The organism is Flavobacterium hydrophilum, from assembly GCF_003202405.1.
Taxonomy (GTDB): domain Bacteria; phylum Bacteroidota; class Bacteroidia; order Flavobacteriales; family Flavobacteriaceae; genus Flavobacterium; species Flavobacterium hydrophilum.
This window is the reverse complement of sequence record NZ_QJHL01000007.1, coordinates 130,239-147,303: the sequence shown is the minus strand read 5'-3', so window position 1 is coordinate 147,303 and position 17,065 is coordinate 130,239. Positions and strand designations below refer to the sequence as shown.

The window sequence follows — 17,065 nt, the reverse complement described above, 5'->3', positions numbered from 1 at the left end:
TCTATCGCCTGTATATTTTTTTTGTATAAAAACGAGTTAAAAAATCATATAAAATATATTCTTGTTCTCTGGGTTTGATTCGAAATAATCGATTACAGTTCATATGAATATAACTTGAAATTATTATATTTATATTTTGAGTCAACTTCTTTTCTTGGTGCAGGGCTATTATTTCTGTAATATTGGATTTGCTCTTTTCTGATCTTTGATTTATTAATTTAGAAAAAACGTTGCTTTTATTTAGATTGTCACTAATAAGCATTTCATTTTCTCTAAACTTTTTATCCAATTGTTTAGTCAAGAATTTATCTTTTTCAAATTCATTGCTAAAAAGATGATTCATATTCAAAACAAAAATCTTTTTTTCTTCATCGCCTAGCTGAAAATCTGTCAGGGTTTTGTCCATGGCAATCATTCCATATAACCATCTGTCTGTTTCCGATAATTCACCAGTCGTGATGTTTTTCAAAACTGACAAAACGGTTATTGTATCATAAAAAAACAAATCTTCTATTTTTTCCATACAATACAAATCATAACGCTCAATTTCTCTGCTATAATGACCTAGCGTAATCATAACTATTTTCTCGTTAATTTCTGTTGACAATAAATTGTTTATTTCACCTATAATTCTGAAAGCTTCGTTTTGATCCGGTACAAACAATCTTAGTCTGATATGAAAATCAGGGTCATTATAACGAATAAAGAACCATTTTTCTATTTTGTTTTCATTTATTTTGTCTGAAATAAAATCATTTATTTTTATTAGAATTTTATCCGCAAAAAAACTTCTCATATATAATTTAAGATAAAGCCATTCTTCACCTATCTTAAAGTTTCTTTTAATAACATCACTCATTGGTATGTTGTTTATAAAAATTTATTATAAACTCATTTGTAAAACACTCTCCCTTTTCATTTCTCACAAAGACATTTTTGTCTGTAAAAAGTACTTCTTCAAGAATTATTTTTTGGCTGTTTTTTATCGTATTAAAAAATATTTTCAAAAACAGTTCATTATTAAAATCTATGTACAGCTTGTTGTCCGTGTCCTTTATAACAACTTTTAACGGAATATTATTTTGAATTCTCCAAGATTCTATTTTATTCGTATAATCTGACTCTTTACTCATACTTACAAGTTCATTAATTTCTTTTTCACCAATATTCCAATAAGCTTTCGATAATACTAACCCTCTATAAATTACTCTTGGAAGATACTTAAATTCTTGTCCTGTAACACCCCAATCGAAGTATATGCTTTTTTGTGTATTCTGATATTGCAGGTCTGCTAAAAATTTATAAAATGACAAATTTTTAGGATGTCCTGAAAAATGAGCAGAAGAAAGACGTGGTATAATTTTTTTATTCAACTTGTTTGATCTCAGTACCAATCTGTTGTTTTTAACTGACAAGAACAAATCTTTCAATTGTATCTGTTTGTCAGAAGGTAAAAGGGAATTGGATAAAATAGGAATTTCAAAATCTGTTATTGCGGGGCGTAATATTACATTTCCTTCTCTTGCTTCGGGCAAATGTGTAATCTCAGCAAAAATGGTATCCTTATCTAAGTATTCCTCTTCTTTTTTTATAATATTTTTTGTTATATTTTCTACACTTTTGTCAAAATATGAAAATCTTCCAAGAAGCTTACAAGCTGATGCTGAAAACCCAGAAATATAAGTAAATTCATTGTTGCTATTATCACGGTAGATCTCAACTATAGCTGCTAAGGTTTCAGGAAGATTTTGATTATTTTCATCATCTATAAAATCTAAATCCTGATCTGTAATTTCTATCCCGGCCTCTTTAGCTATTTCATCTTTTAAGAAAAATTCACTTAGTTTACGAGTTAAGAGCATATCTTTTTTACTCCATTGAACAGTTTTTGCAGTAGCTGTATTTTTAAATTGCACATTATGCAAAAGTGGCAGTATTAATTTTTCTTCCAAATAAGGATACCCCATTCCAAAATCATCGTCAAGCACCCTAAGTAAAAGAATTTCCTCTTCTTCATACTTTTCGTAGAATCGTTTTTTAAAATCTCCCAGCACGTCTTCAGCGGTCAAGGGGGTAAATTTCTTTAAAACATTTATAGCTTTTTGTATGTTTTTTATAGTACTTTCAGAAAGTGTATTTTGAAAAACAGCGAGTTGCAGATCGTTTTGAAAAATACTTCGGAAATCATGTCCTACAAATGAAAAAATGGTTGCATTTTGTTGAATCCATTGTATTGGACTTTTTTCGACACTTGTATTTGAAAAGCAATTTATTAGATTTTTACTTAAATTAATAAAAAGATTAACTGTCTCATTTTTTTCCCATATAAAAGAATCTAATTTTAAAATTAATGTCTTTAATGGATTTGAGTCAATTGTTGAAATCTCTAAATCATTTGTCAGAATCTGATTTTCAATAAGATCTTCTACATAAGCAACAGATTCTTCCTTGTCAAAATCTAGGCTTACTAAAAATTCAACCAATTCAGCAAAAAAACGTCCGTGATTACAAAAGTCTAAAACAGCTGACAAATATTCATTATTTTCTGTAGTCGATTTAAAATACGTTTTTTTATTATCTACTATTTCTGATTCTATATAACTGTAAAAATCAGTCACAGGATAAAGAGTGTCATTTGGGAAAAATTTTATTTGTTTTTTTATTTCCGGCAAAGAAGAAAAATATTTTGTGAGTTTAGACACCAGTTCCATGTCTGGTCGGGTGTGTATGGTGTAATGGTTTCTATTTTTTAAGATAATATCCGTTTCATTTCCAATTTTACCCGCTGCACAGCCTGCAAACAAGCCAAAAGGAGTGCATCTGGTCCTGGATCTTACATAATATTTTGTCAAAGAATTAATTAGCCTTTCTTCTATACAGTTTTTATCCAAAGACTTATTTATTTCATTATAAAGGACTTGCGATGCTACAAAAATAGCATCCCTGAAAAAACCATCGGTTTGAAAAAAACTAAAAATTTGCTCAAAATTTATCGTTTGAAATTCTTTTTCTTCAAAATGATATACAGGTGTCCTTATAATAAAATCCTCAAAATATGTATAATCGATATTTTTATCCATAGCAAAAAAAATAGCCTATTGTAAGGCTATTTTGGCTTGTAATTCTTAAAATTACTTTAAAATAAGAGTTGCAATGTAAGTAACAATAGGAGTTAACTTTTGATTCTTCTCTCCATTAGCATTGTGTGTAAGCTTAGAGACTTTTTGCGTCTGTAATTTCAATGTTTTTTTCATGATAATTATCTGTTTATTAGTTATGTAACGAATGTAAAATAAATTTATTCGATAAATTAGCCAAAAAACAAGTGAAAAATACCACAAAACCAACTTATTGAGAAAGCCGTTTCTATTCGAAGAATCAGAAACCCATTTTTGACACTATTCTAAAACACGATTTACCTGCGAAAAAGCTCTTTCGTAATAAGGCTCTTTGGTTGAAGAAATAATAACTCCTCCATGGGTTGAAGAATGAACGAATTTAATTTCTTCTTCGACAACCTCTACAACCATTCCGACATGATTGATTTGATGCCTTCCGTTAGTCTTAAAGAAAATTAAATCTCCTTTTTGAGCTTCTTCGGGATTAACTTTTGTACCAATTCTGGATTGTTCAATAGAGCTTCTCGGCAACTTTATATCAAAATTACCAAAAGTACAATACATTAGTCCTGAGCAATCAAAACCTGCTTTAGTAGTACCTCCGGAGCGATAACGTGTTCCTATGTTATCTGTCGCATTTAGAACCAGCTGATCAACTAAATCAGAATGATTGCTAACCCTTATTATAGTTGAATCTTTTTTAACTGATAAATTATCAGCTATCTGAACAGGTGAATTTGTTATATCTTTTGTTTCCTGAATCGGTTTTGAAGCATTCAGGGTATCGGCTTTTTCTTTTGAAGTAAGAATCTTCAAAGTGTATCCAATAGGTAATTTGCTTTTGATTTCGGGATTCTGTTTTTCCAATTCAGCTACCGTAATTCCGAATTCTTTGGCGATGGCATATTTTGTTTCTTTTGGCATCACTTCCCTTGAAACTTCAACCAATTCTGATTGAGTGTTTTCAGCCGGTTTCTGTATAACTGAATTTCCTTGGGAAGGAACAACAATTTGCTGCCCTATTTTTAGCCCTTCTGTTTCCAGCGAAGGATTTGCTTTTTTCAGATCTTCAACAGAAACTTTATATTTTTTGGATATACCCCAAAGTGTTTCTTTTGCCAAAACTTCATGTGAAGTTGGATTTATCTGAGTAACGGATTGATTGGTTTTTATTTCCTGAGATGGATTAGAATTGGGAATCAATAAAACCGAATTTAATTTTAAAATTTTCGGTACATCAGGATTGGCATTTGCAATATCTTTTGGCTTAACTCCATATTTCTTAGCAATATTGTAAAGGTTATCACCTTTTGAAATAGTATGTTTGATATAATTATCCTGAGAAAAAGCACTTACACTAAAAAGCAAAAATATAAAGACAAATCTGAAAATCATTATTTGGGGAATTTTAATTTTCTACACTAATTCCTTTCTTAATTTTAAACTCAAAAAAGAAAGTTTTATTACCAAAAAAGCGAATTTAACTTTTTAAAGTAAAAAAAACACTTTTTTTAACAACAAATTTATGTCAAATTGCTTCCACAAAAAGGTTTCCATGCCTAACTCAAAGTTATTGTGTTAGTTATAAATTTAATAGAAAATCATAAAATTTAAAATAAAAGTTGTGTTGAAAACCGGAGTCTTAGCCCGGATGGAAGCGGCATCCTTTTGTCCCGATAGTTATCGGGACAAAAGATATAGCGGACAGCCGGATTAGCTTCTAATAAAAAACGCCCTGTTTTCACAGAGCGTTCTTTACTATTATCAAAATTTAAGATTAAGCTTTACCGGCAGCAATTAAGTTTAATGCAGAACCTGCAACAAACCAGCCAATCTGACCTGCATTGTAAGTATGGTTTGCCAAAATAATATCTTTTGAACCATCTGCATGAACAAATTCTAATGTTAACGGTTTTCCCGGAGCAAACTCAGTTAAATCAGTAAAGTTGATTGTGTCATTTTCCTGAATTTTATCGTAATCTGCTTCGTTAGCAAAAGTTAATCCTAAAAGACCTTGCTTTTTAAGGTTTGTTTCGTGGATACGGGCGAAAGATTTTACCAATACCGCTTTGACTCCCAAGAAACGTGGTTCCATTGCAGCGTGCTCACGAGAAGAACCTTCTCCATAATTGTGATCTCCAACAACAATAGATGGCACTCCAGCCGCTTTGTAGGCACGTGCTACTGCAGGAACAGCATCATATTGTCCTGTCAATTGATTTTTTACCGAGTTTGTTTTTTGGTTGAATGCATTTACGGCACCAATCAGCATGTTGTTCGAAATATTATCTAAATGTCCGCGAAAACGCAGCCATGGTCCTGCCATAGAAATATGATCGGTAGTACATTTTCCGAATGCTTTGATTAGTAGTTTAGCACCTGTAATATTTTTACCATCCCATGCCTCAAACGGAGCTAACAATTGCAAACGCTCTGAAGTAGGACTAACAACTACCTGAACTCCTGAACCGTCTTCGGCAGGAGCCTGAAATCCCGGATCTTCGGCATAGAAACCTTTTTCAGGCAATTCATCTCCTGTTGGTTCATCAAGCATTACTTCTTCGCCATCTTCGTTAATTAATTTGTCCGTCAACGGATTGAATCCTAAATCACCGGCAATAGCTAAAGCTGTTACAAGCTCTGGAGAACCTACAAAAGCTAAAGTATTCGGGTTACCATCTGCACGTTTTGAGAAATTACGGTTGAAAGAGTGAACGATTGTGTTTCTTTCTTCCTTCTCTGCTCCTTCCCTGTCCCACATACCAATACAAGGTCCGCAGGCGTTAGCAAAAACTGTTGCACCAATTTTATGGAATGTATCAATAAATCCGTCTCTTTCGATTGTAGAACGAACTACTTCAGATCCCGGAGTGATTGTAAATTCGGCTTTTGTTTTTAAGTTTTTCTCTGAAACCTGTTTTGCTAAAGAAGCTGCACGGGAAATATCTTCGTAAGATGAGTTGGTACAAGAACCTATTAAACCTACCTGAATTTGTAATGGCCAGTTGTTTTTAATTGCCTCTTCTTTCATTTTAGAAATTGGAGTCGCTAAGTCCGGAGTAAAAGGCCCATTTAAATGTGGCTCTAATTCAGATAAATTGATTTCGATAACCTGATCAAAATATTTTTCAGGGTCAGCATAAACTTCCGGGTCTCCAGTTAGATAAGGAGCTATTTTATCTGCAGCATCTGCAACATCAGCTCTGTTTGTAGAACGCAGGTAACGGCTCATAGAATCGTCATATCCGAAAGTTGAAGTAGTAGCTCCAATTTCAGCTCCCATGTTACAAATTGTACCTTTACCAGTACAGGACATAGCCGTTGCACCTTCTCCAAAATATTCTACAATAGCACCAGTACCCCCTTTTACAGTAAGAATACCGGCTACTTTAAGGATAACATCCTTAGGAGCAGTCCATCCTGATAATTTACCGGTCAATTTTACTCCAATTAATTTAGGAAATTTCAATTCCCACGCCATACCAGACATAACATCTACAGCATCAGCACCACCAACACCAATTGCTACCATTCCTAAACCACCTGCATTTACAGTATGAGAATCCGTACCAATCATCATTCCGCCCGGAAATGCATAATTCTCCAGTACTACCTGATGAATAATTCCGGCTCCCGGTTTCCAGAAACCAATTCCATATTTATTCGAAACTGATGACAAGAAGTCAAAAACTTCATTACTTTGTGTTTTGGCTCTGGCCAAATCGGTTGCAGCATCTACTTTTGCCTGAATCAGGTGATCACAGTGAACCGTTGTTGGAACAGCAACTGTTTTCTTTCCGGCGTGCATAAATTGCAACAATGCCATTTGCGCCGTTGCATCCTGACAGGCTACACGATCCGGTGCAAAATCAACATAATCAACTCCTCTTCCAAACGCTTTGGCTGGATTTCCGTCCCAAAGGTGGTTGTACAAAATTTTCTCAGTCAATGTAAGTGGACGACCAACAATCTGACGTGCTGCATCAACACGTCCAGGCATGTTATCATACACTTTTTTAATCATTTCTATATCAAAAGCCATACTTATATATTAATTATGTTAGTGTAAATCAGCTTAAATTTAAGGATTTTATTATGGTTTTTGCTAAAATAATTGTTAATACTATTATTTAAAACTATTCTATTTTTCTTAAAAGGTAGTAAATTGAAAATCAATCTAATATAATTATTTAGCCTTTATAATAACCTATTGCAATTGCACCTTCTACCTTAGAAATTTGATTTAGCAAATCATGCAACGGTAATCCAGCAGAGATAGAAGCTTTAATTGGCAGCGAGGAACGAATGAATACTATACTCGAATAACACAATGCTTAGCAGCTCAAAATATAAATAAAAAGAGGCAACCTATAACTAGATTGCCTCGCTTAGAAATTATGAAATTCTTACTATTATAATTTAGTAGAAATTGGTTTGAATTTTGTTAAGTTGATACCTTCAACCGAAGCTTTATACTCTTCGATAGATGGCATTCTTCCTAAAATTGCAGAAAGTACAACTACTGGCGTTGATGCTAATAAAGATTCTCCTTTTTTACCATCTCTATCCTCTACTACACGTCCTTGGAACAAACGAGTTGAAGTAGCTAATACAGTATCTCCTTTTTCAGCTTTTTCCTGGTTACCCATACATAAGTTACAACCAGGACGCTCTAAATACATAATGTTTTCGTATTCAGTACGTGCTGTTGATTTAGGTAAGGCATCTGAGAATTCGAAACCTGAATATTTTTGTAACATTTCCCAATCACCTTCAGCTTTTAATTCGTCGATGATGTTATACGTAGGAGCTGCAACTACTAAAGGTGCGTTGAATTTAACTTCCCCATTTTGTTTTTCAACGTTACGTAACATTTGAGAAACAATTTTTAAATCGTCTTTATGAACCATGCAAGAACCTACGAAACCTAAATCTACTTTTTTATCTGTTCCATAGAAAGATAATTCGCGAATGGTATCGTGTGTATAACGTTTAGAAACATCAACATTGTTAACGTCTGGGTCAGCAATCATTGGTTCCTCGATTAAACCTAAATCGATAACAACTTCAGCATAGTATTTTGCATTATCATCTGGAGTTAAAGCTGGTTTAGCACCTGTTTTAATTTCCTCGATACGTTTGTTTGCTTTATCAATTAAACCTTGTAAAACTTGGTTTTTGTTGTCCATACCTTTATCAATCATGATTTGGATACGAGACTTAGCAATTTCTAACGATTGAATTAATGTTTCGTCCTGAGAAATACAGATAGAAGCTTTCGCTTTCATTTCTGCAGTCCAGTCTGTAAATGTAAACGCCTGGTCAGCTAATAAAGTTCCGATATGAACCTCAATAATTCTACCCTGGAAAACGTTCTCCCCATCAAATTGCTTCAACATTTGAGATTGCGTCGCATGAACTACATCACGGAAATCCATGTGTTGTTTCATCTCACCTTTAAAAGTAACTTTTACAGATTCTGGAATTGGCATAGAAGCTTCCCCTGTTGCTAAAGCTAAAGCTACAGTTCCTGAATCGGCACCGAAAGCAACCCCTTTAGACATACGTGTATGTGAATCTCCACCGATGATAATTGCCCACTCATCAATTGTAATATCATTTAACACTTTGTGAATAACGTCCGTCATTGAATGATATTCACCTTTAGGGTCTCTCGCTGTAATAACACCGAAATCATTCATGAACTTCATTAATTTAGGAATATTAGCTTGCGCTTTTTTGTCCCAAACTGAAGCTGTGTGACATCCTGATTGGTAAGCACCATCAACAACTGGAGAAATAACTGTAGCAGCCATCGACTCTAATTCCTGAGCAGTCATCAAACCTGTAGTATCCTGAGAACCTACGATGTTAACTTTCACACGTACGTCTGATCCTGCATATAATGTTTTACCTGGAGTTACACCAACTGCATTTTTGTTGAAGATTTTTTCAACAGCAGTTAATCCCTGACCTTCTATAGAAATTTCTTTAGCTGGTGCAAATACTGTTGGAGCAGTAACTCCTAAAGTTTGTGCAGCAAATGTTTGGATTTTTTTACCAAAAACGATAGCATAAGATCCACCCGCTTTGATAAACTCTAATTTTTGAGGAGTGAAAGATTTAGAAATATCTTTTAATTCTTTCTCACCGTTGTATAATTTTTTAGTTTTTGTATTGATTGTTAATACAGTTCCTGTAGCTACAGAATAAACTTCTTCTAAAACAGGATCACCAGCTTCGTTACGAACTACGTTTCCTTCTGCATCTGTTTTCTTTACCCAGTTTTGTAAGTCGATACCGATACCACCCGTGACGTCTACAGTAGTTAAGAAGATAGGAGAGATTCCGTTAGTACCTGCTACAATTGGAGCAATGTTCACGAAAGGAATGTATGGAGATGCTTGCTTACCAGTCCATAAAGCTACGTTGTTTACACCTGACATACGAGAAGATCCAACTCCCATTGTTCCTTTTTCAGCGATTAACATAACAGAAGCATCTGGATTCTGTGCTTGCAATGCTTTAATTTCTGCCTGAGCTTCAGGAGTGATCATACATTTTCCATGTAATTCACGGTCAGAACGAGAGTGTGCCTGGTTACCCGGAGATAATAAATCAGTAGAGATATCACCTTCTGCAGCGATGTAAGTAACCACTTTAATTTCTTCAGCAACTTCTGGTAATTTTGTAAAAAAATCAGCTTTTGCGTAGCTTTCTAAAATTTCTTTTGCAACTGTGTTACCAGCGCTGTAAGCTTCTGCTAAACGAGCTGTATCAGCATCATATAAATAAACTTGAGTTTTTAAAACTTCAGCCGCTTGTTTCGCAATTGCAGCCTCATTACCCAAAGCTAAATCAAGGAGTACTTTAATAGAAGGTCCCCCTTTCATATGTGACAATAATTCGAAGGCAAAAACAGGTGTAATTTCTTTTACTTCAGATTCACCAAGAATGATTTCTTTTAAAAACTTAGCTTTCTCACCAGCAGCACTAGTGGTTCCAGGCAAAGTGTTGTAAATAAAAAACTTAAGAGAGTCTTCTCTGTATTCATTATTTAAATCTTTAATTTGCGCAATGATTTCGCTTAGTAATTCAGCACCATCAATTGGCTTCGGATGAAGACCCTGGGCTTTTCTTTCTTCAATCTCTTGAATGTAATCCTTGTAAATATTCATAATAGAAGTCTTTATAAACTAGGTATTTTTATTTTTTGTTCGCAAATTTAGGAATTAAAGCTGAGAATTAAAAAAAATATAACAGATGTCCCTTTTTCAAAAATTATTATTGCAAAATAATGATTTTCAACCCTATTTGTTGTCAAAAATTTAATTTTTCATTTAAATAATAAATTATCAACAATTTAAAATCTTTTCTTTAACAAAGTCGAAATTTAATGTTATAAAGGAAGTGAGATTTTACCCCGTTTTTAAAGAAGAACCTTTCTAAATAAGTATTTATATCGTTGTAGTTTTTATCTACAAACCTCTTTTATACGTAAAACTACTTATTTCTAAAAAAAATTAAATTAAATCATCACATTTCAATTATTCTTATAACTTTGTAATTCAAAGTACTTCTATTTAAAAATAACTTTATATGAAAACAAACGAAATAAATTATCTTTTTAAAGACCGAATTGGAGCTACAATTAGTCTTTTTATTACTTCTTTTAGCACAGCCATACTCATCTTATTGTTAATAGGCAGCAACTACGATTTCGGACGTTTTGAAGCACTTTCTGTTATCAATCTTATTATTGTACTCCCCTATGCAGCAATTCTTACTTTTAATGTTTTAAGAAATAAAGAAAAATACCAGCACTTAATTCCGTTTTTATTTCTGAATTGGTTTATTGGATGTTTCTCCGCAAACATTCTAATCAACATATTCGAAAATCTTCCAATTTGGGTTTATTGCACAACCTTCCTGTTTTGCTTTTCAAACTTTGTTATTTATAGCGATATTAAAGACAAATACATTAATATTTTTTCGTATTTTATTAATGGGTTTTCCTGCTTGTTAATTCTATATTATGCCATATTTCTTATTCCTTTATTCTTTATTTCTCTAATTGGAATTATTGTATTAGGAATTGGATTTTATGGTTTAGTCCCTGGAATTATAATTATTACTCACACTGTTATACTTTCAAAAATAATTTTGGATCATAAAAGAAATATGTATGCTTTTTGTGCCGGAATGGGTTCTGTTTTATTTGGCTTCATTCTATTTACTATATTATTAAATATAGAAAGCCAAAAAGTAAACCGATACAGTATTACAAAAACATTTGATGAGAATAATGATTTGCCGGCATACATTAGAATATCTCAAAATCTAAAACCAAATTTTTTCAATGAAATATTACTAAAGAAAAACATAGTATACATTGCAACTGATGAGTTCTTTACTTTAAGAGGCCTTGATGGTATTGGAAGTAATCAACAGTACAATGAAAGAAAAACGCATAATCCGTTTTTAAATATTGCTTATCATTTTACAGAAGAATTAAATCTAAGCACTGATGATCAAATAAATATTCTGAAATCTAATTTTAACAAAAGACTCGAGACCGAAGAGCAACTCTGGAGCGGCAGGGACCTTATTACGAAAAACATTAAAGAAGATGTAAAAATTTACCCTAATGAAAGATTAGCATACACCGAAATTACAATGGATATAGCCTGTGATGAAAAAAGCTGGGGACAAAAGGAAGCTATTTATTCTTTTCATCTCCCTGAAGGTTCTGTAGCCACATCACTATCATTATGGGTTAATGGAACAGAAAGAAAAGGGGTTCTCACCACAAAAGAAAAAGCAAAAGCTGCCTACAATCAAATTGTTGGCGTCGAAGCACGAGATCCTTCTTTGATGCAATGGAAAGAAGGAAACAGGGTAACAGTTAGGGTTTTTCCTGTTACCAGCGAAATGCCACGAACTTTTAAATGCGGCTTTACTACTCCATTAAAAACCAAAGGCAACAAAATCACTTATCAAAGTCTGAACATTAAAGGTCCAAATATTAACAATGCCTCTACAATCTCAAGAATTCAGGTAAGTGGAAATACTGCATTTGAAGCTTCAAAAGATTTTGATTTTGAAAATAATTATTATATTAATAACTCTGAAGGCTTAGAGGAATGGCAAGCAGAACTTCCTTTAAGTAAAGAACCAGTCAGTAATGTATTCGTCTGGAAAAATAAGAGTTATGAAGCAAAACCAATCCAAAAAGAAAAAATTCGTTTTTCTCCGTCTGAAATAATCTTAGACCTGACGAACAATTGGAATATTGAGGAAGTTTTAGCACTCCTACAAATTCCTAACAAAAAAAACTTTGTCATCATCAACAATACCAAACAAGAAATCAATACCACAAATTGTGAATATATATTTGATCAGTTTCAGGAACTTAATTATTCTCTTTTGCCTCTATTTAAGTTAGAGAACAATAGTTTGATCATAACAAAATGCGGCAGATTTTCTTCTAATTTTGAGGAGTTAGAATCTTTTGATTATTTAAAAAAGATTAAATCATCCACAAAAAACAAACATTTAAAAGTCATTAATATTTCTGATGAAATAAATCCTTTTTGGCAGACGGTAAAAGAACAGCGTTATGTAGAATATTTTCAAACAGATATTAAAAACTGTTCAAGTCTTATCAACACAAACAACTTTGTAAAATTTAAAACATTCGAAAACAGTATTAATATAGAAACAGCCGGAATTGCAATTCAAGAAAATCCTGTTCTTGAAAAAACCACCAGCAAAGGATCTAATCATCTGTACAGAATGTTTTGCTTTGGAAAAATTTTAAATAATCAGGTAGAAATTCAAAATGACACATTAAAACAAAACAAATATGTTGATTTAGCTAAAGATGCTAATATTGTTACACCAATTTCGTCTTTAATTGTTCTGGAAACCGATGAAGATTATAAAAATAACGGAATAGAAAAAAACATTGATACTTTAGGAAATGCTTCTGTTAATAATGACGGATCTGTTCCGGAACCTCATGAATGGCTTTTAATCATTATTGGTTTTACAACACTTTTCTTCTATTACAGAAAAAACAAAAAGCAGGTTATCTAATGAAAGACTTTTTATCACAGAACAAAAAGGTAATTTTAATTTTGATTTTGTTTACTCTGTTAATCATAAATTATAACATTGTTGTTACTGGTCTTGACAGTAACCTTTTCGGAATTGTTTTCTCAATATTATTATTTCTTATCGGTGGTAGAAAAACTTCAATCAACATGAACTACCCTCTTTTAGGAATGATTTTTATATTGGAATTCATAAGCTTTCGTCTGCACACAAAATCGTTGCATTTTTTAGCATTGTCATTATTGATTTGCTTTCTGTATTACAGCTTTACCCGGAAATTTTCATTTATAGCTTTTATCTGTATCCTATTGTTTTCATCTCTTTTTAATACTTTTTTCGAGTATTTGACAACTGAAATAAAACAGACACTTTGTTATACCGTTTATTTAACCCTGAAAAATTTCATCATAATAGACAAAATTGAAGGCGTTAATTTTTATATTAACAATGCGAAAATTACCATTGATACAGCCTGCATGGGATTATCTATGTTTAAAACAGGATTACTCTTCGGAGCTTTATTACTAACTTTAGAAGAACGGAAACAACAAAAATATTTCAGTATAAGACAAATTCTCGCTTTCTGTTTCATTGTAATTGTTTTGAATATTATTTCAAATTATTTCAGGATTCTATCGTTGATTTTATTTGATTGTACTGAAGAGAATGTTTTGCATCATAGTATTGGATTACTTTGTTTTATATTTTATCAAATTGTACCCATGCTATTTTTGATTCGTTTTTTTAAAACTGAACAAAAAGAAACTATTTATAAAACACAATCTTTACCAGCTTTACTGCCCTTTTTGACAGGCTTAGTGATTATTTTTATTACTAGTCTGGAAATTAAAAAAGAAACACATTACAATCTATTGGAAAATCTAAATCCTGAATATCATATTGAGAACGGGATATGGATAAATAAGGAAGTTTTTAAAATCGTAGCTCCTGAAAAACTCATTTATATTAAAACAATAGCACACAACCCTACAATTTGCTGGACAGGAGATGGTTATAAAATTACTGAATCAAAAAGAATAATAAAAAATAAGTCTAAAATATGGTTTGTGAAATTAGAAAAAAATCACATTCAATATCTTTCATATTGGTGGTATGAATGTGATCAGAAAAAATATACTTCAATCACAGAAGTATTACTAATAAAACTTTTTTACAACAAACCTGTACGGCTTATAAATGAAACAGGTAAATTGACTTTATAAAAAAAGCCTGAGAAATTTTAAGATATCTCAGGCAATTAACAATTTATATATTTTTTACATCAACTTCTGAATAATAATTTCCTCTGTTATTCCTTCAGCATCTGCTTTGTAGTTTTTGATAATCCTGTGACGCAAAATTCCGGTTGCAACTGCTTTTACATCTTCAATATCAGGAGAAAACTTACCATTGAAAGCTGCATGTGCTTTGGACGCTAAAATTAAGTTTTGTGAAGCCCTTGGTCCTGCTCCCCAATCCAGATAATTTTTAACAAAATCATTTGACAAAGGATTATCAGGACGTGTCTTACTCACTAAGGTCACTGCATATTCAATAACATTATCTGCTACAGGAATTCTGCGGATCAAGTGTTGAAAATCTATGATTTCCTGTGCCGTAAACAAAGGGTTTATTTTGGTTTTCACATCAGAAGTAGTTTGTTTTACTACCTGTACCTCTTCCTGAAAACTTGGATATTCGAGTTTTACAGCAAACATAAAACGGTCTAACTGAGCTTCAGGCAAAGGATAAGTTCCCTCCTGTTCAATTGGGTTTTGTGTTGCCAATACAAAGTACGGCAAATCTAATTTATGATTTTCTCCCGCAATAGTAACAGAACGTTCTTGCATCGCTTCAAGCAAAGCTGCCTGAGTTTTAGGAGGAGTTCTGTTGATCTCATCAGCCAAAATTATATTCGAAAATATTGGCCCTTTGATAAACTTAAATTGTCTGTTTTCATCCAGAATTTCACTTCCTAAAATATCCGAAGGCATTAAATCAGGAGTAAACTGAATTCGTTTAAAATCCAGGCCCAAAGCCTGAGAAAGTGTATTTATCATTAAGGTTTTTGCCAAGCCCGGAACACCAATTAAAAGTGCATGCCCTCCTGAAAATATACAAAGTAAAATTTGATCTACAACGGCGTCCTGCCCTACAATGATTTTTGCTATCTCTGTTTTTAATTCGTTTCTTTTTTGAACTAAATTATGAATTGCTGCTACGTCAGACATTTATGGATATATTTTAAATTAAAAAGAGTTAGTTTTATGAATTCATAAAACTAACTCTTTTCTTTATTTAATAAAAATTATTTTTTCAACCAATTATTAGTAAAGTTACAATCTCTGTATTCTCCAATAATTTTAATGTATGTATCTTTAATTTTAGTATCAAACCATTTCCCAATAGTACTGATTTGTTTTTCTTTTAAAGCCAATTCTTTAATTTTAGTATAATCTTTAGCATAATCAGCTACATGTTCATCAATTCTGTTTGTTACAGTGATCAATTTATATGTTTTTTTACCTTTATCATCTGTATCCAGAAGTGGTTGTGAAACTTCATCATCTTTTAAATTTGAAACCTGTCCATATAAAGCTGCATCCATTTTAGTTAGTTCAAAACGCGTATCCTGAGTATTCGGGTTAACTAAAGTTCCTCCATTTGCTCTTGTCTCTTTTTGATCAGAATCATTTCTGGCAGCATCCGCAAAAGAAATTTCTTTATTTACAATCTTATTTCTAATATTTGTGATTCTTTCCTTCGCTTCTTTTAAAGCTGTTTCAGAAACTGTTGGCGATATTAAAATATGACGTAATTCTACTTCTTGCCCTTTTATTTTATCTACCATTATAATATGATATCCATAGGTTGTTTCAAAAGGTTCTGAAATCTCGCCTTCTCCTAAACTAAAAGCAACATCTTTAAACTCTTTGACAAAAGGAGTTTTCCTCGTCATTTTATAATATCCTCCAGCAGGAGAAGATCCTGGATCCTGAGAATATAAAACGGCTTTTGTTGCAAAACTTGACCCCTCCAAAACATCTTTTTTAATTGAGTTTAATCTGTCGATTACTTTCTGTTTATCTTCTTTTGAAACTTTAGGTTCTACAACTATTTGCGCTACTTCCATCTCTGCCCCAAAAGTTGGCAATTCATCTTTTGGTATCTTTTTAAAGAAATTACGAACTTCTTCCGGAGTTATTTCAACGGCATCAATAATCTTTTTTTGCATTTCAGAAGACAATTTTTGCTCTTTTAATATATCAGCAAAATACGTTTTAAATTCTTCTACAGAGCTTTTTTTATAAAATTCAACAATTTTATTAATATCTCCTCCCGTTTGTCTCATCATATAAGTAAGCCTTTCATCCATCATACTTTTAACTTCAGCATCACTTACAATGATACTATCCTGAATGGCCTGATGAGCATATAATTTATCTTCTAAAAGTTTACCTAACATCTGACATCTGGTCACATCTTTTATTGAGCCTCCTTGGGCAGTAATTTCAAGATATCCTTTATCAATATCTGAGTCTAAAACAATGTAGTCTCCAACTGTTGCAATAATACCGTCAACCTTTTGCTTATTAACTGAGGCTGCTTCAACAGGTTTCTCCGCTACAACATCTTTAATGACTTCCTGAGCAGAAACTATTGAGTTGAAAAAAAGTAAAAAACATATTGTTAGCACTAACCTGTAATCAATAGTTTTTAGCTGTAATTTTTTTAATAACATTATTTTAAATTTAATTTGAATGTAAGGCTTTGGTTGAGTGTTTATTTAAAACTGAAATCAATGAATCAATATTTTCAAAACTTTAGAA

At 32.3% G+C, this 17,065-nt stretch carries 9 protein-coding genes; 2 read left to right on the top strand and 7 right to left on the bottom strand.

Annotation, left to right across the window (positions count from 1 at the left end; all coding sequences use genetic code 11):
* Position 1: 1 nt before the first annotated feature.
* The 5 genes from DMB68_RS21450 to DMB68_RS21430 form a co-directional block, all read right to left on the bottom strand.
* Positions 2 to 859, bottom strand: coding sequence for a thiopeptide-type bacteriocin biosynthesis protein (locus DMB68_RS21450; protein WP_110348671.1), 858 nt, complete (start codon positions 857 to 859; stop codon positions 2 to 4).
* On the bottom strand, positions 852 to 3,080 hold the full coding sequence (locus tag DMB68_RS21445; protein ID WP_110348670.1) for a lantibiotic dehydratase family protein: 2,229 nt from the start codon (positions 3,078 to 3,080) through the stop codon (positions 852 to 854). Before DMB68_RS21445 ends, DMB68_RS21450 begins: the two co-directional genes overlap by 8 nt.
* A gap of 318 nt (positions 3,081 to 3,398) precedes the next feature.
* Positions 3,399 to 4,514: a C40 family peptidase gene (locus tag DMB68_RS21440; RefSeq protein ID WP_110348669.1), complete on the bottom strand. Its 1,116-nt coding sequence runs from the start codon at positions 4,512 to 4,514 to the stop codon at positions 3,399 to 3,401.
* A 382-nt stretch (positions 4,515 to 4,896) separates the two neighbouring features.
* The gene (locus tag DMB68_RS21435; protein WP_110348668.1) at positions 4,897 to 7,161 is read right to left on the bottom strand and encodes an aconitate hydratase; all 2,265 of its coding nucleotides are present in this window, start codon (positions 7,159 to 7,161) and stop codon (positions 4,897 to 4,899) included.
* A 370-nt stretch (positions 7,162 to 7,531) separates the two neighbouring features.
* Positions 7,532 to 10,297, bottom strand: coding sequence for a bifunctional aconitate hydratase 2/2-methylisocitrate dehydratase (locus DMB68_RS21430; protein ID WP_110348667.1), 2,766 nt, complete (start codon positions 10,295 to 10,297; stop codon positions 7,532 to 7,534).
* Positions 10,298 to 10,718: 421 nt separating this feature from the next.
* Between DMB68_RS21430 and DMB68_RS21425 the strand changes: the two genes are divergently transcribed.
* Positions 10,719 to 13,217 (top strand): XrtN system VIT domain-containing protein, encoded by a 2,499-nt coding sequence (locus DMB68_RS21425; protein WP_110348666.1) that lies wholly within the window; start codon positions 10,719 to 10,721, stop codon positions 13,215 to 13,217.
* Complete coding sequence (gene xrtN, locus DMB68_RS21420; protein WP_110348665.1) at positions 13,145 to 14,458, top strand: exosortase N; 1,314 nt, start codon at positions 13,145 to 13,147, stop codon at positions 14,456 to 14,458. The genes DMB68_RS21425 and xrtN overlap by 73 nt, the downstream gene beginning before the upstream one ends.
* 54 nt (positions 14,459 to 14,512) lie before the next feature.
* On the opposite strand, the gene DMB68_RS21415 is transcribed toward xrtN, so the two are convergent.
* Together DMB68_RS21415 and DMB68_RS21410 are read right to left on the bottom strand one after the other, a co-directional pair.
* The gene (locus tag DMB68_RS21415) at positions 14,513 to 15,466 is read right to left on the bottom strand and encodes an AAA family ATPase (RefSeq protein WP_110348664.1); all 954 of its coding nucleotides are present in this window, start codon (positions 15,464 to 15,466) and stop codon (positions 14,513 to 14,515) included.
* A gap of 77 nt (positions 15,467 to 15,543) precedes the next feature.
* Positions 15,544 to 16,977, bottom strand: coding sequence for a peptidylprolyl isomerase (locus DMB68_RS21410; protein ID WP_110348663.1), 1,434 nt, complete (start codon positions 16,975 to 16,977; stop codon positions 15,544 to 15,546).
* Positions 16,978 to 17,065 lie beyond the last annotated feature (88 nt).